The 18716-nt window shown below is 61.3% G+C and carries 18 protein-coding genes; 6 read left to right on the top strand and 12 right to left on the bottom strand.

The features are described from left to right. Nucleotides 1-25 precede the first annotated feature (25 nt). The 5 genes from asd to leuC all read right to left on the bottom strand — a co-directional run bounded on the left by asd (nt 26) and on the right by leuC (nt 4576). On the bottom strand, nt 26-1159 hold the full coding sequence (gene asd, locus VFW93_RS04380) for an aspartate-semialdehyde dehydrogenase (protein ID WP_329692771.1): 1134 nt from the start codon (nt 1157-1159) through the stop codon (nt 26-28). A 73-nt stretch (nt 1160-1232) separates the two neighbouring features. Next, the gene (gene leuB / locus VFW93_RS04375; RefSeq protein WP_329692824.1) at nt 1233-2312 is read right to left on the bottom strand and encodes a 3-isopropylmalate dehydrogenase; all 1080 of its coding nucleotides are present in this window, start codon (nt 2310-2312) and stop codon (nt 1233-1235) included. Between the two features lie 35 nt (nt 2313-2347). Then, on the bottom strand, nt 2348-2995 hold the full coding sequence (gene leuD / locus VFW93_RS04370; RefSeq protein ID WP_329692770.1) for a 3-isopropylmalate dehydratase small subunit: 648 nt from the start codon (nt 2993-2995) through the stop codon (nt 2348-2350). 6 nt (nt 2996-3001) lie between these two features. Further along, on the bottom strand, nt 3002-3133 hold the full coding sequence (locus tag VFW93_RS04365) for an entericidin A/B family lipoprotein (protein WP_329692769.1): 132 nt from the start codon (nt 3131-3133) through the stop codon (nt 3002-3004). 33 nt (nt 3134-3166) lie between these two features. Further along, the gene (gene leuC, locus VFW93_RS04360; protein WP_329692768.1) at nt 3167-4576 is read right to left on the bottom strand and encodes a 3-isopropylmalate dehydratase large subunit; all 1410 of its coding nucleotides are present in this window, start codon (nt 4574-4576) and stop codon (nt 3167-3169) included. Nucleotides 4577-5087: 511 nt separating this feature from the next. On the opposite strand from leuC, the gene VFW93_RS04355 reads away from it, so the two are divergent. The 4 genes from VFW93_RS04355 (at nt 5088) to VFW93_RS04340 (ending at nt 10407) form a co-directional block, all read left to right on the top strand. Continuing rightward, on the top strand, nt 5088-5729 hold the full coding sequence (locus VFW93_RS04355) for a response regulator transcription factor (protein ID WP_329692767.1): 642 nt from the start codon (nt 5088-5090) through the stop codon (nt 5727-5729). Between the two features lie 39 nt (nt 5730-5768). Continuing rightward, nucleotides 5769-7931 (top strand): TonB-dependent receptor plug domain-containing protein, encoded by a 2163-nt coding sequence (locus VFW93_RS04350; RefSeq protein WP_329692766.1) that lies wholly within the window; start codon nt 5769-5771, stop codon nt 7929-7931. A 206-nt stretch (nt 7932-8137) separates the two neighbouring features. After that, a complete protein-coding gene (locus tag VFW93_RS04345; RefSeq protein ID WP_329692765.1) occupies nt 8138-8896 on the top strand; it encodes a hypothetical protein in 759 nt (252 codons plus the stop codon). After that, complete coding sequence (locus VFW93_RS04340; protein WP_329692764.1) at nt 8893-10407, top strand: sensor histidine kinase; 1515 nt, start codon at nt 8893-8895, stop codon at nt 10405-10407. Before VFW93_RS04345 ends, VFW93_RS04340 begins: the two co-directional genes overlap by 4 nt. 96 nt (nt 10408-10503) lie before the next feature. Here the strand turns inward: VFW93_RS04340 and gltA are convergent, their stop codons facing one another. From gltA to VFW93_RS04305, 7 genes are all read right to left on the bottom strand, one after another. After that, nucleotides 10504-11814, bottom strand: a complete 1311-nt coding sequence (gene gltA / locus VFW93_RS04335; protein ID WP_329692763.1) for a citrate synthase — start codon at nt 11812-11814, stop codon at nt 10504-10506. 137 nt (nt 11815-11951) lie between these two features. Beyond that, nucleotides 11952-12242, bottom strand: a complete 291-nt coding sequence (locus tag VFW93_RS04330) for a succinate dehydrogenase assembly factor 2 (protein WP_290639524.1) — start codon at nt 12240-12242, stop codon at nt 11952-11954. A gap of 66 nt (nt 12243-12308) precedes the next feature. Further along, complete coding sequence (locus VFW93_RS04325) at nt 12309-13019, bottom strand: succinate dehydrogenase iron-sulfur subunit (protein ID WP_329692762.1); 711 nt, start codon at nt 13017-13019, stop codon at nt 12309-12311. Between the two features lie 30 nt (nt 13020-13049). Further along, a complete protein-coding gene (sdhA, locus tag VFW93_RS04320) occupies nt 13050-14822 on the bottom strand; it encodes a succinate dehydrogenase flavoprotein subunit (RefSeq protein WP_329692761.1) in 1773 nt (590 codons plus the stop codon). Nucleotides 14823-14825: 3 nt separating this feature from the next. Further along, nucleotides 14826-15188 (bottom strand): succinate dehydrogenase, hydrophobic membrane anchor protein, encoded by a 363-nt coding sequence (gene sdhD, locus VFW93_RS04315; protein ID WP_329692760.1) that lies wholly within the window; start codon nt 15186-15188, stop codon nt 14826-14828. Between the two features lie 40 nt (nt 15189-15228). Continuing rightward, complete coding sequence (gene sdhC / locus VFW93_RS04310; RefSeq protein ID WP_329692759.1) at nt 15229-15666, bottom strand: succinate dehydrogenase, cytochrome b556 subunit; 438 nt, start codon at nt 15664-15666, stop codon at nt 15229-15231. Between the two features lie 147 nt (nt 15667-15813). Further along, nucleotides 15814-16548, bottom strand: a complete 735-nt coding sequence (locus VFW93_RS04305) for a GntR family transcriptional regulator (RefSeq protein WP_329692758.1) — start codon at nt 16546-16548, stop codon at nt 15814-15816. Between the two features lie 332 nt (nt 16549-16880). On the opposite strand from VFW93_RS04305, the gene VFW93_RS04300 reads away from it, so the two are divergent. Together VFW93_RS04300 and VFW93_RS04295 are read left to right on the top strand one after the other, a co-directional pair. Next, the gene (locus tag VFW93_RS04300) at nt 16881-17867 is read left to right on the top strand and encodes a malate dehydrogenase (protein WP_329692757.1); all 987 of its coding nucleotides are present in this window, start codon (nt 16881-16883) and stop codon (nt 17865-17867) included. A 183-nt stretch (nt 17868-18050) separates the two neighbouring features. Beyond that, on the top strand, nt 18051-18716 hold a 666-nt coding region (locus tag VFW93_RS04295), incomplete at its 3' end, for an aldolase/citrate lyase family protein (protein WP_329692756.1).

Here is an 18716-nt window from a genome sequence, read left to right as displayed (position 1 = left end):
CGCCCGCAACGCTGGTTAATTCAAATCACGCGTCCAGCAAAATGCGCAGCATGCGACGCAGCGGCTCGGCAGCACCCCACAGCAACTGGTCACCGATCGTGAAAGCGCCGACATATTCAGGGCCCATGGCCAGCTTGCGGACACGGCCCACCGGGATCGTCAGGGTGCCGGTCACGGCCACAGGCGTCAGATCCTTGATCGTGGCTTCACGCGTGTTGGGCACGACCTTGGCCCAAGGGTTGTCGGCGGCGATCATGGCTTCGATCTCCTGCACGGACACGTCCTTCTTGAGCTTGAAGGTCAAGGCCTGGCTGTGGCAGCGCATGGCACCGACACGCACGCAGAAACCATCGACCGGCACAGCGGCGGTGCCGAAGCCTTCGCCCTGCCCCAGGATCTTGTTGGTCTCGGCCATGCCCTTCCACTCTTCCTTGGACTGACCATTACCCAGGTCCTTGTCGATCCAGGGGATCAACGAACCACCCAGCGGCACGCCGAAGTTGGCGGTCTCGGCCGCAGTCAGCGCACGTTGCTTGGCGATGATCTTGCGGTCGATTTCCAGAATCGCGCTCTTGGGGTCGTCCAACAAGGAACGCACTTCGGCGTTCAGGGTACCAAACTGGGTCAGCAGTTCGCGCATGTGCTGGGCACCACCGCCGGATGCAGCCTGGTAGGTCTGGGTGGACATCCACTCGACCAGGCCTGCCTTGTACAGCGCCCCCACGCCGATCAGCATGCAGCTGACCGTGCAGTTGCCGCCGATCCAGTTCTTGCCGCCCTTGGCGAGCGAGTTCTTGATCACGGGCATGTTGACCGGGTCCAGCACGATCACGGCGTCATCGGCCATGCGCAGCGTGGAGGCCGCATCGATCCAGTGGCCGTTCCAGCCGGCCGCGCGCAGCTTGGGATAGACCTCGGTCGTGTAGTCGCCACCTTGAGCGGTGAGGATGATGTCGCAGCGCTTGAGGTCGTCAATGCTGAACGCATCCTTGAGCGTCTTCTCGTTTTTGGCCATCGAAGGGGCTGCACCGCCCGCATTCGAGGTCGAGAAAAACATCGGCTCGATGAGGTCGAAGTCACCTTCGGCCTGCATGCGGTCCATCAACACGGAGCCGACCATGCCGCGCCAGCCCACCAAACCAACCAGAGTCGTAGCCATTTTTCTATCCTTCAAATTGAATCTTGTGCTGGCGCGCTCGGGCGCCAATCAGCCTTGTTCTCGGCCTTGCGCCTTAACCTTGAGATTTCAGGGCAGCCACCACGGCCTCCCCCATCTCGACGGTGCCGACCTTCTTCGTACCTTCGCTGTAAATGTCAGGCGTGCGCAGACCTTGCTCCAGTACGGACTGCACGGCGCGCTCGATGCGACTGGCGGCTTCTTCCTGATTCAGGCTGAAGCGCAGCATCATGGCGGCGCTCAGGATGGTGGCCAGCGGATTGGCCACACCCTTGCCGGCGATGTCCGGGGCCGAGCCATGGCTGGGCTCATACAGGCCCTGGCCCTTGGCGTTCAGCGAGGCCGAAGGCAGCATGCCGATCGAACCGGTCAGCATGGCTGCTGCGTCGGACAGGATGTCGCCGAACATGTTGCCGGTGAACAGCACGTCGAACTTCTTGGGCGCCTTGACCAGCTGCATCGCGGCGTTGTCCACGTACATGTGGTCCAGCTCGATGTCGGGGTACTGGGCGTGCACCTCGGTGACCACGTCCTTCCAGAACTGGAAGGTCTCCAGCACATTGGCCTTGTCGACGCTGGTCACCCGCTTGTTGCGCTTGCGGGCCGCCTGGAAGGCGACGTGGGCGATGCGCTCGATCTCGGGGCGCGAGTAGCGCATCGTGTCGAAGGCCTCGTCGGCACCCTTGAACTCGCCATCAGGCGACTGGCGGCGACCACGGGGCTGACCAAAGTAGATGTCGCCCGTCAGTTCACGGATGATGAGGATGTCCAGGCCGGCCACCAGTTCGGGCTTGAGGCTGGAGGCGTGCGTCAGCTGCGGATAGCAAATGGCAGGACGGAAGTTGGCGAACAGGCCCATGTTCTTGCGCAGGCCGAGGATGGCCTGCTCGGGACGCAGGGGGCGGTCCAGCTTGTCGTACTTCCAGTCACCCACCGAGCCGAACAGCACGGCGTCGGATTCCATGGCCAGGTTCAGGGTGTGCTCGGGCAGCGGGTGGCCGTGGGCGTCAAACGCAGCGCCACCGACCTTGGCCTCCTCCATCTCGAAAGCCAGATCCAGGGTGTTGAGCACCTTGACAGCTTCCGTGACGATTTCGGGACCAATGCCGTCACCCGGCAGAACAGCAATCTTCATGACCATGATGGGAATCTCGACAGACTAGTTATTGTTTAAACGATGCGGTGGTTCAGCCAGGGCTTTTGCGCCAGGCGCTCTGCCTCGTAAGCCTTGATCTTGTCGGCGTGCTGCAATGTCAGGCCGATGTCGTCAAAGCCATTGAGCAGGCAGTATTTGCGGAAAGCCTGCACCTCGAAAGGCAGTTCGGTGCCATCGGCCGTGATCACGACCTGGCGCTCCAGATCAATGGTCAGTTCGTAGCCAGGGAAGGCCAGCACATCGTTGAACAACTTGTCGACCTGCGACTCGCTCAGCACGATGGGCAGCAGGCCGTTCTTGAAGCTGTTGTTGAAGAAGATGTCAGCAAAGCTCGGGGCAATGATGGCGCGAAAGCCATATTGGTCCAGCGCCCAGGGCGCGTGCTCACGGCTGGAGCCGCAACCAAAGTTCTTGCGCGCCAGCAGCACGGAAGCGCCCTTGTAGCGCGGCTGATTGAGCACGAAGTCCGGGTTGGGCTTGCGGGTGGCAGGATCCTGGCCGGGCTCGCCCGCGTCCAGGTATCGCCATTCATCAAACAGATTGGGGCCAAAGCCCGTGCGCTTGATGGACTTCAGGTATTGCTTGGGGATGATGGCGTCGGTGTCGACGTTGTCCCGGTCCATGGGGGCAACCAGGCCCTTGTGAATGCGGAATGCTTGCATGGTGCTTTACTTTTTCGCTGCGTTGGAAATGGCCTCACCAGCCTTTTCGATGTCCTGCCCCACGCCGTGAATGGTGTTGCAGGCGCTCAGGCCCAGCAAGGTCGACAACAGCATCAGGGATACAGCCAGACGTTTCATGTGAGGTCTCTCCAACTTCAAGACAGATCAGATTCAGGCGATACGACGGACGTCCACGAAGTGCCCCTGCATCGCTGCAGCAGCAGCCATCGCAGGACTCACCAGGTGGGTACGACCACCGGCACCTTGACGGCCTTCGAAGTTGCGGTTGCTGGTCGAGGCGCAGCGCTCGCCGGGCTCCAGGCGGTCGGCGTTCATGGCCAGACACATGGAGCATCCGGGCTCGCGCCACTCGAAGCCAGCCGCCTTGAAGATCTGATCCAGACCTTCGCGCTCTGCCTGCTCCTTGACCAGACCGGAGCCAGGCACCACCAGGGCCAGCTTGATGTTGGCCGCGACACGACCACCGATCTTCTTGACCACGGCAGCGGCTTCGCGCATGTCTTCGATGCGGCTGTTGGTGCACGAACCGATGAAGACCTTGTCCACGAGGATGTCGTTGATGGCCTTGTTCGGCTCCAGCGCCATGTATTGCAGAGCACGCTCGGTGGCCGAACGCTTGACGGGATCCTTTTCCTTGTCAGGGTCGGGCACGCGGTCTTCGATGGACAGCACCATCTCGGGCGAGGTGCCCCAGGTGACTTGCGGCTTGATCTCGGCCGCATTCAACTCGACCACGGTGTCGAACTGGGCGTCGGCGTCGGAATGCAGCGTGCGCCAGTAAGCCACAGCCTGATCCCACTCGACACCTGCCGGCGTGAAGGGACGACCCTTGACGTAGTTGATCGTGGTGTCGTCCACAGCCACCAGGCCAGCACGTGCACCCGCTTCGATGGCCATGTTGCACACAGTCATGCGGCCTTCCATGCTCAAGGCACGGATGGCACTGCCCGCGAACTCGATGGTGTAGCCGGTGCCGCCAGCGGTACCGATCTTGCCGATGATGGCCAGCACGATGTCCTTGGCACTCACGCCCTTGGCAACCGCACCTTCGACCTTGACCAGCATGTTCCTGGCCTTCTTGGCCAGCAGGGTTTGCGTGGCCAGCACGTGCTCGACCTCGGATGTACCGATGCCGTGTGCCAGTGCGCCGAATGCACCATGGGTGGACGTGTGGCTGTCACCGCAGACCACGGTCATGCCGGGCAGTGTGGCGCCTTGCTCAGGGCCGATCACGTGCACGATGCCTTGACGCTTGTCACCCATCTTGAACTGGGTGATACCCACGCGATCACAGTTCTGATCCAGCGTGTCCACCTGCAGCTTGGAGATCGGATCCTTGATGCCCTCGGAACGATCGGTGGTCGGCACATTGTGATCGCTCACAGCCAGGTTGGCCGACAGGCGCCAGACCTTGCGGCCAGCGATGTCCAGCCCTTCAAAGGCCTGCGGGCTGGTGACTTCATGCACCAGATGACGGTCGATGTACAGCACGGCTGTGCCGTCTTCTTCGGTGTGGACGACGTGTTCGTCCCAGATCTTGTCGTAGAGGGTGCGTCCCATGATGCTCAATCGCGCAAGGAGCCTTTGACGGCCCCAGTGTGGGGAAAAACGTCGATTTTAAGGCACGGGCCGCTGATTGCCCCGCAGGGGAAGCGGGTTTCCTTGTGGGAATGCCCGTGGATGCCCCCAAAGACATCCAAACAGGCGCCCGAATGCACAAAGGGCATGCCCTGTTACAGGCATGCCCTTGCGCCACCCCTCCCGGAGTGCTGACGCGGCTCTTTGGCCGCTACCCTCCCTGTCACGCACATGATGACAGCCCTGATAACTCTTCTTTTGAGCAACTATAGCACCTACTGATTACCTATTTATTGCCATGTTGTAGCAACTTGTTTAATAGCAACACGCAAAATGAAGGCAAAAAAGTCGTCCAAGTGACAGGAATGAGGGACTGCTGACCGAAAGGCCAGTTGTAAAATGCACGATTACCCGATAAATGCAGGGCTTCAAAACGCCAGCAAGTGGTCACAGACTGACCACAAAACAGCAATTCCTCCGGAGAAGTAGAGCCATGACCGCGATCAACGTGATGATTGCCGACGACCACCCGCTGATCGTGGAAGGTTTGTCCAGCATGCTCGCCCGTCACGGCCTGCACGTTGTGGGATCAGCCTGCGAAGTCGATGCCGTGGTGGACACTTTTGCCGCCATCAAGCCAGACATCCTGGTGCTGGATCTGCGATTTGGTGATGGCGGCATCGGCGGGCTCGACGTATTGGTCGACCTGATCGCCAGATTCCCGCAAGCGCGCGTCGCGATTTACACCCAGTTCGACCAGGACACGGTCGTGCGCGAGGCCTACAAACGAGGGGCCAAGGCTTTCATCCCCAAGAGCGCCGATCCCAACGAACTGGCCAAGGCCCTCATCAAGATTCACCAGGGAGACACCGTCTTCCTGCCCGAGATTGCATCCCGCCTGGCCATGCTCAGCGTTCACGGTGATCAATCGCCACTGGCTCGCCTGCAGCCCAGAGAGGTCGAGGTCTTCAAGTTGATGGCGCAAGGCCTGACCAATGTGGAGATCGCAGAGCGCATGAACCTGTCGCCCAAGACCATCAGCACCACCAGCCAGTCCATCAAGGACCACCTGGGCGTCCACCGGGCTGCCGACATCACGCTGCTGGCGGTGAAGTGCGGCTTGATCGAACCCTGACCCTGTCGCTCACCCGATAGCACCCACCGCCACACATCCATGCCCTCCCCGTTTCGCCGACGCCAGATTGCGACCTGCCTGAGTCTTTGCCTTCTCGCCACCAGCGCGGCGGCCCAGAAGGACAACAGCGACGACATCGACTCGACCGACTACAGCTACCCGGTCGTGATCACGCCGACACGGCTGCGCCAGTCATTGGCAGACGTTCCGGCCAGTGTGACGGTGATCACCGCAGAGACGATCAGGCGCTACGGCATCACCAACATCCCCGATGCCCTGCGTCTGGTGCCCGGCATGGCCGTGACCAAGTCATCAGGCAATGAATACCGGATCAATTACCACGGCACCGGCATCGTTTCACCGCGAAGGCTGAATGTGCTGATTGACGGCGTATCGGTCTACAGGCCTGCGCTCTCCCGCGTGGAATGGGCCATGCTGCCAGTGGCCATGGAAGACATTGATCGCATCGAGGTGACGCGCGGCCCGGACTCGGCCTCGTACGGACCCAACTCGATGATGGCGGTCATCAACATCCTGACAAAGCGACCGAAGGACGTCGAGCGATTCACCGCCTCGGTCAATGTCGGCAGTCACCATGCCAGTGAAAGCACGCTGCGCCTGGCAACCAGGCTTGGCAACGACACGCACGTGTCTGTGACCGCCAATGCCGCGCGCGACAGCGGGTATGACAGCGCCGAGATTCGGGGCGGGCAGCATGACAGCAGCAGCGTGAAGCGCCTCAACCTGCGCGCCCAGACTGACCTGAGCAGCGATACGTCTCTCGAGCTCCACGCGTCGATCACCCAATCCAGGCTCGATCAACCCTTCAATCTGGACTCCTTTGCACAAACCTTTCCGGATCTGTCCCGGGAAGAACGCCAGCTCAACCTGAAATGGACCAAAGCGCTTTCTGCCAATCATGAATTGCAGTTGCGTGCCTATCACACAGGCGCTGACAGCAGGCAACCCTGGCAAACATGCTGGCCCAAGATCGCCTTCCATCCGGATGTGATTGAAGTTCTCAACAGGTATCCGGAGCTCTCGGTAGCGCTCTCGCGGGGCTTGAACTTCAGCAACTTTGCATGGCGCAACCCTCCCGCTCAGGCCGACATCGACAAGGTTCTTGCGGCCGTGGCCTCGCTGGGCGGGATCGGCCCAGCTTTGCAGGAGTACGCCTGCGGCCAGCTCAACATGGATGTGACCGAGACCCGGACACAGCTTGAATTTCAGGACACCTATGTGGTGTCCGATTCACTGCGCCTGGTAGGCGGCCTGGGCTTGCGCTACCAGGAGGGCGACTCGATGACCTTTCTGGGCGGCAAGAGCAACAATGAAGTGCGCTGGCTCTTCGGACACGTGGAGTACAGGCCCAGCACATCGCTCACGATCAACCTGGGTGGCTATGGCGAATCCAACTCGCTGGGCCCTGGTACTTTTTCTCCGCGACTGGCCGCGAATTACCACCTGACCGAAAGCCAGTCTGTTCGAGCCGTGTATTCAAAAGGGACCAGAACCCCGGACCTGCTTGAGATGAAAGGCCAGGTTGCGCCCTACTTCGACAGCGTTTCACCGTCGGTCATGGGCTTCACCACTGGCGCCCCCCTCACCTTGTTCCATGGCAACCCTGACCTCAGGCCCGAGCGCATCACCGCATTCGAGTTGGGCTACCTGGTGGCTTTGCGTCAATGGGGCATGACCGTCGATACCAGGGCCTTCAGCGAACGACTGGCCAACCTGATCTCGGATTACAACGCAGAGTTTCAAGGGGTGGCGGCCAACAACGGCAGCGTCAGGCTCGACGGCCTCGAAACCCAGGCCAACTGGGATCTCAGTGCGGGATGGTCGGGGTGGCTGGGCTACAGCTATCTGCTCAATCACCATGCAAGCAACCCGGTGGAAATGAGCCAATGGTCGCGACAAAGTGGCTCTCTGGGCGTCAGCCGCGCATTCAGTCCACGCTGGCGAGGTGCGCTGTCGCACTTCTTCGCATCAGGTAGCGGTGTCAGCGAACGACTGTACGAACGCACGGATGTCACCCTCACACACGACTTCGCCTTTGGCACACAGCCGGTCTCCGCGCTGCTGGTGATGGGCTATCTGCACACGCCCACCGTCAACACCTACGTCAACAGCATTGGCTACGTCTCGCACAGCTACAACAGCCGACTGAGCCTCATCGGCAAGATTCGCGTGGCTTTCTAGCCTTTGAGCCGTTCACGCAAAGTCGCCCTATCGTGCATTCGCCCAACACAAGCTCGACCGCAAGCGCGCGCCGCCAGGCGCTGCGCATGCTGCTTGGCCTGAGTGGATGGCCACTGCTGAGCCATGGAGCGCCAAATGCGAGAGAGTTGCGCGTTCTGACATCAAGCGACCCGGCAAGCCACAAGGGCATTGTTCAGGCGCTCAGGATGCGCTACCCCGTGCTGCAGGTCGACTCCGACCCTGGTGCGCTCGACCTCAAGCGCGGTACGGCACCGGTCGTGACCCTCGGGCCCGCCGCCTTGCGACGTGCACTGGAAGTGGACTTCCGTGCCCCACTGATTTCGGCACTGACATCCAGTCAGGTCTACAAACGGCTGCTGGCTGCATCGGCGCGAGAGACCGGCACCTGCACCGCCCTGTTTGCCGAAGCTTCACCCGCAGCCCAGATGCAGTTGATCGCTGCGGTGTTCGAACGCAGGGTGACTGTCGGGGTTCTGTTGTCGAGCGCGTCCAGCCACATGGAAAGGCCCTTGCGACAAGCAGCGGCGCAGGCTGGCCTGGATCTGCAAGTGGTGCGCATGGAAGAGGGCCAGGACCCTGTTCGAGCCATCAATACGCTGAGCGGCACGCATGTGTTGCTGGCCGTGCCCGACAGCACGCTCTACAGCCCCGACTCTCTGCGATCCGTGCTGGAGTCGACCTATCGGCGCGGCCTGCCGGTGATGGGTTTCTCGGCCGCCACGGTCACAGCGGGCACCTTGGCGAGCGCCTGGTCCGATGCCGACGAGGTGGCGGCAGACCTCATGGACATGCTGGATGCCATTGGCACAGGCGTGTTGCCAGAACCACGCTACCCCCACTACTGGCGAGTCTCCATCAATGACAACGTCGCGCGCTCTTTGGGGCTGTCCATCTCGGACAGGGTGCGGGCCATGGGCGCACGCCCACCGGGGAGAACGGGATGAACCTCAAGTTCTGGCAAAGCCGGGGCATCACCGTTCGGCTGCTGACCATCGCCGTGCTGCCCGCCAGCATGATGTTCATCGCAGTGGCTGCAGCCATGTACGCCACCGCCGTCAACGACGTGCGGCGTGATGTGGCTGAACGCGGCCGACTGATTGCCACGGCACTGGCTCAAAGCAGCCAGTACGGCCTGGTATCGGGCAACCTGACCTATGTACGCAACACCTTGCAGCAACTGGTGGCATCGGACGCCAGCGTGACCTGCATCCGCCTGAGTGACGAACAACATCACACGGTGGCCTCCAGTTGCCAGGATCAACAAAGTGAGGACCAGACCACGCATGAGGCCCCGGTCCTCATCGAGTCACTGCCAGAGCTGGATCTCTTCGACATGGGTGCAGCAGCCGGTCAGAAAAAACCAGCACCCGCCGAGCCCCGCGATCCAGGCCGCATGCGCACCATTGGCTACGTCCGTGTCACCATGTCGGCCGCGCCGATCTTCGAAGCCCGCCGAGGAGCGCTGATGCTCGCCTTCACGCTGGTAGCTGGCGCGGCAGTGGCCAGCAGCATGCTGAGCCTGCGCCTGACCCGTCGCCTGCGCAGGACCATGGCTTCCGTCATGCTGGCCTTGCGAGCCATCCGCAAAGGACAGTTTGACGTGGACCTGCCCACCAATCAACCCGATGAACTGGGCGAACTGCAACGGACCATCGTGCAAATGGCCGAGGCCCTGGATGCCGCACGCAACGATCTGGAGCAAAAGGTCAAGACCCGTACCCACGAACTGCGGGTGGCCATCGATCAGATTCGCCAGGCAGATGCCGAGAAGCGGCGCCTGATCACACACAGCAACGCCCTGATCGAAGAAGACCGCAAACGCGTGGCCGTCGAGATCCACGACCATCTGGGCGCCAGTCTCATCTCCGTCAAGCTGGAGGCGGCCGCACTGGCGGCCAAGGCCGAAGCCAGCGGCGATGCCGACATGGCACGCAACGCGCAGCGCATACAGCATACGATGGAGCTGATCTATGCCAGCACGCGCAACATCGTGAAAAGCCTGCGCCCCGAGGTGATCGACACATTGGGGCTGTCCATGGCACTCGAAGAGATGGTGCTCGGGCTGGACAACGTTCACCCGCAATGCCGCTTCTCCTTCTCGGCGGAGGCAGGCCTGCCCGACCTGCGCGGCGAATTTGCCATGCAGGCCTACCGTGTGGTGCAGGAGGCCTTGACCAACATCATCAAGCATGCCGGCGCCAGCCAGGCCAGCGTGCACCTCGCACTCAACGAGCAACGCGATCAGCTGTGCATCGAGATCAAGGACAACGGCCGTGGCTTCGACACCAAGGCCTCTACCCAATCCGGACTGGGCTTGATTGGCATGCGCGAACGGGTTGCGTCTGTGGGTGGTGAAATCTGCATCTCATCCCCGCAGGGCCAGGGCACCAGCATCCACCTGACCTTGCCCCTGCAGCCACCAGAACAACAGAACAGCAACGCACCACAGCGGTGAGGTGCTGCGGCAGGCGGGCTGGCGACGCCGATTCAAATGCACCAAAGAAAAAACCCCGGCAAGCCGGGGTTTTGACTGTTCGAAACGAGCAGCAGATCAGCGCGAAGCGATCGGCTTGACGTCGCGCTTCTCGGCGCCAACGAACAGCTGACGGGGACGACCGATCTTGTACTCGGGGTCGCCGATCATTTCGTTCAGTTGCGCAATCCAGCCCACGGTACGTGCCAGGGCGAAGATGGCGGTGAACAGCTGCACGGGGATGCCGATGGCGCGCTGAACGATGCCGGAGTAGAAGTCGACGTTCGGGTACAGCTTGCGCGACACGAAGTAGTCGTCTTCCAAGGCGATCTTTTCCAGGGCCATGGCCAGCTTGAACATCGGGTCGTTTTGCAAGCCCAGTTCAGTCAGCACTTCGTGGCAGGTTTCACGCATCAGCTTGGCGCGTGGATCGTAGTTCTTGTACACGCGGTGACCGAAGCCCATCAACTTGACGTTGGAGTTCTTGTCCTTCACCTGCGAGATGAACTCGCCGATCTTCTCGACGCCACCGTTGCGCTGGATGTCTTCCAGCATGTTCAGGGCAGCTTCGTTGGCGCCACCGTGAGCCGGGCCCCACAGGCAAGCCACGCCAGCAGCGATGGCGGCGAACGGGTTCGTGCCGGAGGAACCGCACAGACGCACGGTCGAGGTCGACGCGTTCTGCTCGTGGTCGGCGTGCAGGATGAAGATGCGATCCATGGCGCGAACCAGCACGTCGTTGACCTTGTAGTCAGCGCAAGGCGTGGCGAACATCATGCGCATGAAGTTCTCGGTGTACGACAGGTCGTTCTTCGGATAGATGAACGGCTGGCCGATCGAGTACTTGTAAGCCATGGCCACGAGCGTAGGCATCTTGGCGATCAGGCGGATGGCCGCGATCTGACGGTGCTCGGGGTTGTTGATGTCGGTGCTGTCGTGATAGAAGGCCGACAGAGCGCCCACCAGACCGGTCATCACGGCCATCGGGTGTGCGTCACGGCGGAAACCGCGCAGGAAGAACTGCATCTGCTCGTTGACCATCGTGTGGTTGGACACGCGTGCAACGAACTCGTCCTTCTGTGCGCCGTTGGGCAGTTCGCCGTTCAGCAGCAGGTAGCAGGTTTCCAGGAAGTCGCAGTTCGTGGCCAGTTGCTCGATGGGGTAGCCGCGGTACAGCAGTTCGCCCTTGTCGCCATCGATGTAGGTGATGGTCGAGTTACACGAAGCGGTGGACAGGAAGCCGGGGTCGTAGGTGAACTTGCCGGTCTGGCCGTACAGCTTGCGGATGTCAATCACATCCGGGCCGACAGAACCCTTGTAAATGGGCAGTTCCATGCTGGGGCTGCCGTCTGAAAACGACAGGGTGGCTTTCACGTCGGACGGTGTCATGAGCACTCCTAGGGGTCGGTCTTGTGTGGGAGAAATTATCGGTGACTAGGGATTATTCCTTAGCCGGCATTATGGGTCTTAGTCCACGCCCTTCAGACATTTGACTGAGGGGATGAATCCTGACGAACAAGCCAGACTCAGGCCTTGGCAACCCGCATCATCGACAGCACCTGCGTGACTTCTGAATTGACCAGATCACCTTCGGGCTCCTTGCGGGCCAAAAGCAGATCCAGCAGATCATTGTCTGACAGGTCCATCAACTGAAGCAAGCCTTGGACCAGGCCTGTTGTCAGACTCTCGCCATGCTTGTCAAAAAACTTGTCAATGAACAAGTCGTTTTCGAGCAGACCCCGACGGCAGCGCCAGCGCAGACGCCGCAGCACATCCGCGTCGGGAGTCTGGTCGGCTGCTGGGCTGGTGTCGGTCATCGGGGTGGTTCTTCTTCGAGGTCTAAAACAGTCGGGGTCGCGCGTTGATTGAATCCGGGAAGGCAATCAGACGGCGCGACGCACCATCAGTTCCTTGATCTTGCCAATGGCCTTCGTGGGGTTCAGGCCCTTCGGGCAGACATCCACGCAGTTCATGATGGTGTGGCAACGGAACAGACGATAGGGGTCTTCCAGGTTGTCCAGGCGGTCGGACGTGGCCTGATCGCGGCTGTCGGCGATGAAGCGGTAAGCCTGCAGCAGACCGGCGGGGCCCACGAACTTGTCGGGATTCCACCAGAAGCTGGGGCAGCTGGTCGAGCAGCTGGCGCACAGGATGCACTCGTACAGACCGTCGAGCTCTTCACGCTCTTCAGGCGACTGCAGACGCTCTTTTTCGGGCGGCGGCGTGTCGTTGATGAGGTAAGGCTTGATGGAGTTGTACTGCTTGAAGAACTGGGTCATGTCCACGATCAGATCGCGGACCACAGGCAGACCAGGCAGCGGCTTGAGCACGATCGTGCCAGGCAGCGTGCGCATGTTGGTCAGGCAGGCCAGACCGTTCTTGCCGTTGATGTTCATGGCGTCCGAACCGCAGACGCCTTCGCGGCAGGAGCGGCGGAACGACAGGGTCGGGTCCACAGCCTTGAGTTTGACCAGGGCGTCCAGCAGCATGCGCTCGTGACCGTCGAGTTCGATCTCGATGGTCTGCATGTAGGGCTTGGCATCCTTGTCCGGATCGTAGCGGTAGATTTGGAAAGTGCGCTTTTGAGTGCTCATGTTCGATTCCTGAAGGTTGGCGCTACGGGATCAGAAGGTACGAACCTTCGGAGGCACCGATTCCACGGTCAGCGGAGTCAGGTTCACGGGCTTGTAGTCCAGGCGGTTGCCTTCGGAGTACCACAGCGAGTGCTTCATCCAGTTGGCGTCGTCGCGGTTCGGGAAGTCGTCGTGGGCGTGGGCGCCACGGCTTTCCGGACGGGCTGCAGCGGCCACCATGGTGGCTTGTGCGGCTTCGATCAGGTTGTCGACTTCCAGAGCTTCGATGCGGGCGGTGTTGAAGACCTTGGAGTTGTCCTTCAGGCCGATCGACTTGACGCGCTCACGCACGGCAGCGATGCGCTGGACGCCTTCGTCCATGGACTTCTGCGTACGGAACACACCAGCGTGCTTCTGCATCGTGGCGCGGATTTCGTTGGCCACGTCTTGCGAGTACTCGCCGTTCCTGGCGCTGTCCAGACGAGCCAGACGCGACAGGGTGAAGTCGGCGGCGTCCTTGGGCAGCGGCTTGTGGTTCTTCGTCTTGAGGTTGGTCTCGACGATGTGGTTGCCTGCTGCGCGACCGAACACGACCAGGTCCAGCAGCGAGTTGGTACCCAGGCGGTTGGCGCCGTGCACCGACACGCAGGAGCACTCACCCACGGCGTACAGACCGTTGATGATCTCGTTGGGCTTGCCGTTCTTGGGCACGACCACCTGGCCGTACACGTTCGTGGGGATACCACCCATCTGATAGTGGATGGTGGGCACCACGGGGATCGGCTCCTTGGTGATGTCGACGTTGGCAAAGTTATGGCCAATTTCGAACACCGAAGGCAGACGCTTCATGATGGTCTCGGCGCCCAGGTGGGTCATGTCCAGCAGGACGTAGTCCTTGTTGGGACCGCAGCCACGGCCTTCCTTGATTTCCTGGTCCATCGAACGGGACACGAAGTCACGCGGGGCCAGGTCCTTCAGCGTCGGGGCGTAACGTTCCATGAAGCGCTCGCCATTGGCATTGCGCAGGATGGCGCCTTCACCACGGCAACCTTCGGTCAGCAGCACGCCAGCACCGGCCACGCCGGTGGGGTGGAACTGCCAGAACTCCATGTCTTCCAGCGGGATGCCGGCGCGGGCAGCCATGCCCAGGCCGTCGCCGGTGTTGATGAAGGCGTTGGTGGAAGCCTGGTAGATACGGCCGGCGCCACCGGTGGCGAACAGCACGGTCTTGGCGTGCAGCACGTGCACGTCACCGGTTTCCATTTCCAGGGCGGTCACGCCCACGGCGTCGCCATCGGCATCACGGATGATGTCCAGGGCCATCCACTCCACGAAGAACTGGGTGCGAGCCTTGACGTTTTGCTGATACAGCGTGTGCAGCAGAGCGTGGCCGGTACGGTCGGCGGCAGCGCAAGCGCGTTGCACGGGCTTTTCACCGTAGTTGGCGGTGTGGCCACCGAAAGGACGCTGGTAGATGGTGCCGTCGGCGTTGCGGTCGAAAGGCATGCCGAAGTGTTCCAGCTCATACACCACCTTGGGTGCTTCACGGCACATGAACTCGATGGCGTCCTGGTCGCCCAGCCAGTCGGAACCCTTGACGGTGTCAAAGAAGTGATAGTGCCAGTTGTCTTCGGACATGTTGCCCAGCGAGGCACCGATACCGCCCTGAGCGGCCACCGTGTGCGAACGGGTGGGGAAGACCTTGGACAGCACGGCCACGTTCAGGCCAGCCAGAGACAGTTGCAGCGACGCGCGCATGCCGGAGCCGCCGGCCCCGACGATCACAACGTCAAACTTGCGGGTAGGAAGGGAAGTAGCGCTCATTTTTTACAGTCTCCACAGCACTTGGATGGCCCAGCCAGCGCAGCCCACGAGCCACACGATGGCAAACACTTGCAGGCCCAGGCGAACGCCAACCGGCTTGATGTAGTCCATGAAGATGTCGCGCACGCCCACCCACACGTGGTAGAGCATGGCCAGGATGACCACGAAGGTCAGTGTCTTCATCCATTGCTGCGAGAAGATGCCAGCCCACTTGTAGTAGCTGATGGGCTCGCCAAAGATCACTTGGGCCAGCAGCGCGATGGTGAACAAAGCCATCAGCACGGCCGTCACACGTTGCGCGAGCCAGTCACGCAGACCATAGTGCGCACCGGTGACGATGCGCTTGGTTCCGTAGTTTTGAGACATGGTTGTTATTCCTGCGGTCAGGGAAACAAGAACGAGAAAATCAGAACAGGCCGAACAGCTTGGCGGCCAGCACCACGGTCAGACCCGAGCTCAAGGCCAGGGTGACGATGGCGGTGGAGTGCCCCTGCTCTTTGCTCACGCGGTGCGTGGCGTCCATGATCAGGTGGCGCACGCCGGCAATGAAGTGCACCAGGTAGGCCCAGATGATGCCCAGCGCGATCAGCTTGAAGAACCAGCCTGGCACGAGGCCATTGGCGCAACCAGCCTTGAAGATCGCCGTGAACTCGTCGTACGAGATCTCGGTGGAGACGCTCGTGTCGAACATCCAGATGATGAAGGGCATCAACAGGAACATGATCGCGCCGCTGATACGGTGGAGGATCGAGACGATCCCCGCCGGAGGCAGGCGGTAGCTGACGATGTCAGTCACGTGGATGTTCCGGTAGACGGGGCGTGGGGTTTTCGCGTTGTCAGCCATGTTGTTAAAGGCTCCTGCCGAGCGTCAAAAATCTGTCAAGAGAATCCGGGATTTTAGGGCAATCCCCAGCCCGACGAACGCGCTCGGCTTGTGGTCATCCACATGACAACCCTTCGCTTTGCGTGAACAAGGTCAATAAATTGGTCGTCAGCTCAATTCATTGCGGTAATAGTGGTGATCGGTGCGGTACAGACCGCGGCGCAATTCAACGGGTTGATCGCCGTAGGTGAAGGCCAGACGCTCCACGCTGAGCAGCGGGGTGCCAACCTCGACTTCGAGCAATCGGGCATCGGTTTCGTCGGCGGCCACGGCGCGGAGTTTTTCTTCCGCGCGGATCATGCGCACACCGAATTCGGATTCAAACAGGCCGTACATGGGGCCACGGTACTCGCTCAGGCGATCGGCGGTGAGGCCCTTGAACATGTGGCCGGGCAGCCAGATGTCGTCCAGCACCACGGGCTGCCCCGAGAAATGCAGCACCCGGCGAACTTCAACCACCATGTCACCGGCCTTCATCTGAAGGGAGCGCGCGACATCGACCGGGGCACGCAAACGGCGGCAATCCAGGAATTCGCGACGGGCCGAGCCGGGCAAAGGCGAAGGCTGATCGGGCGCCAGACGCAGGAAGCGGTACTGAACCTGCTCCTCGGCGTGGGTGGCCACGAAGGTGCCCTTGCCCTGCCTGCGCATGAGGAGATTCTCGGCCGCCAGCTCGTCCACGGCCTTGCGCACGGTACCCTGGCTGACCTTGAAGCGGGCAGCCAGTTCGATTTCGCTGGGGATGGCCTCACCCGGGCGCCACTCGCCTGACTGCAGGCTGCGCAGGATCAGTGTCTTGATCTGCTGGTAGAGCGGGCTGAACGAGGGCCCTGAAGAAGGCATTGATGCCGATGCAGATACGCCTGTGCCGGCGGCGGACGCCAGGGCGTCAGGAGCAGCAGTTGATGGCGAAGTAGGCACCACGGCGTGTCGTCAAGGTTGGGATCGATCGGGGGTGGGATCGGGCAATGCGTCAACCCGCGCCGGATAGGACCGCGGGCCGGGCGCCATTGCACCACAACTGCAAGCCAAAGTCCAGAAGTAGGATGAAAGATGTCTTATATAAGACATAAGAATATTGACGAGGTAGGTTGATCGCACTAGACTGCCGCGCGAAGCTACAATCGAGGGTTGTCTCTAACCCTTCCCCTCTCACTTCCTTTTCGGAGTTGCACATGAGCAAAGCACCCGTTCGCGTCGCCGTCACCGGCGCCGCTGGCCAAATTGGTTACGCCCTGTTGTTCCGCATCGCCTCTGGCGAAATGCTGGGCAAGGACCAACCCGTCATCCTGCAACTGCTGGAAATCCCCGACGAGAAGGCCCAGAACGCGCTGAAGGGCGTGATCATGGAGCTCGAAGACTGCGCCTTCCCTCTGCTGGCCGGTATCGAAGCCCACTCTGATCCCCTGCAAGCCTTCAAGGACACCGACTACGCCCTGCTGGTTGGCGCACGTCCTCGCGGTCCTGGCATGGAGCGCGCCGACCTGCTGGCCGCCAACGCCCAGATCTTCACGGCTCAAGGCAAGGCCCTGAACGCTGTCGCTTCGCGCAACGTGAAGGTGCTGGTTGTCGGCAACCCCGCCAACACCAACGCTTACATCGCCATGAAGTCGGCGCCGGATCTGCCTGCCAAGAACTTCACAGCCATGCTGCGCCTGGACCACAACCGCGCCGCTTCGCAACTGGCTGCCAAGACCGGCACCAAGGTTGGCGACATCCGCAAGCTGACAGTCTGGGGCAACCACTCGCCCACGATGTACGCTGACTACCGCTTCGCCACCACGAACGGCAAGTCCATCAAGGACCTGATCAACGATCAAGTCTGGAACGCCGACACCTTCCTGCCCACCGTGGGCAAGCGTGGCGCCGCCATCATCGCCGCTCGCGGCCTGTCGTCGGCCGCTTCGGCTGCCAACGCTGCCATCGACCACATCCGTGACTGGGCCCTGGGCTCCAACGGCGAATGGGTCACCATGGGCGTGCCTTCGAACGGCGAATACGGCATCCCCGCCGGCATCGTGTTCGGCTTCCCCGTCACCACCGAAAACGGCGAATACAAGATCGTCGAAGGTCTGGAAATCGATGCCTTCTCGCAAGAATGCATCAACAAGACCCTGGCTGAGCTGCAAGGCGAGCAAGACGGCGTCAAGCACCTGCTGTGATGCTGTTTCGACCGCGTGAGGCCTTCTGGCCACACGTGGTTGAACGCGCTTGCGAGAAAGCAAGAAAACCGGTTTCCGTCGCAAGGCGGAGCCGGTTTTTTATTGGGCAGACCACCCTCGACAGGCAATTTGCGCGAGACTTTCACCATGCAACGTGCGTGACCTGATCTACCGAGCAGCCCCATGTCCACCCTGACCGCCATCCATCCCCGCCAGGCCCTGTTCGGTGCCGAGCACCGCCCCCACACCCTGCCCGTCTGCGATCACTATGCCGGCGTGGAAGCCCGCATGCGCAAGAGCCTGGCCCTGCAGGCCGAGATGGCCGAGGAGCCTGGCCGCGCCGTGTTCGACGTGACCCTGGATCTGGAAGACGGTGCGCCGGTGGGCGGCGAGCATGAACAGGCCGAGATGGTGGCCGAACTGCTCAACAGCCCGGGCAACGCCTGGGGCCGAGCAGGTGCGCGCGTGCATGCACCCAGCCATCGCCGCTTTGAAGACGACGTGGACACCTTGATCAGGAAGGCGGGCGACCGGCTGGCCTATCTGATGGTGCCCAAGGTGGCCGATGCCACAGAGGCCCAGCGCGCCGTCGAGGCCATCAAGGCTTCACGCATCAAGCATGGGGTGTTTCACGCCGTGCCCGTGCACATCCTGATCGAGACACACAAGGCGCTGCAGGAGGTCGCGGAGATTGCCTCCTTGCCTGGCGTGGAATCACTGTCCTTTGGCCTGATGGATTTTGTCTCCGACCATCGCGGCGCCATTCCGGCCAAAGCCATGTCCGCCACCGGGCAGTTCGAGCATCCGCTCATCGTGCGCGCCAAACTGGAAATTGCCGCGGCCTGCCAT

Source organism: Aquabacterium sp., assembly GCF_036279675.1.
In the GTDB taxonomy this organism is placed as follows: Bacteria; Pseudomonadota; Gammaproteobacteria; order Burkholderiales; family Burkholderiaceae_C; genus Aquabacterium.
The sequence above is the reverse complement of the archived record's forward strand: the minus strand, read 5'-3'. Positions and strand labels throughout refer to the sequence as shown.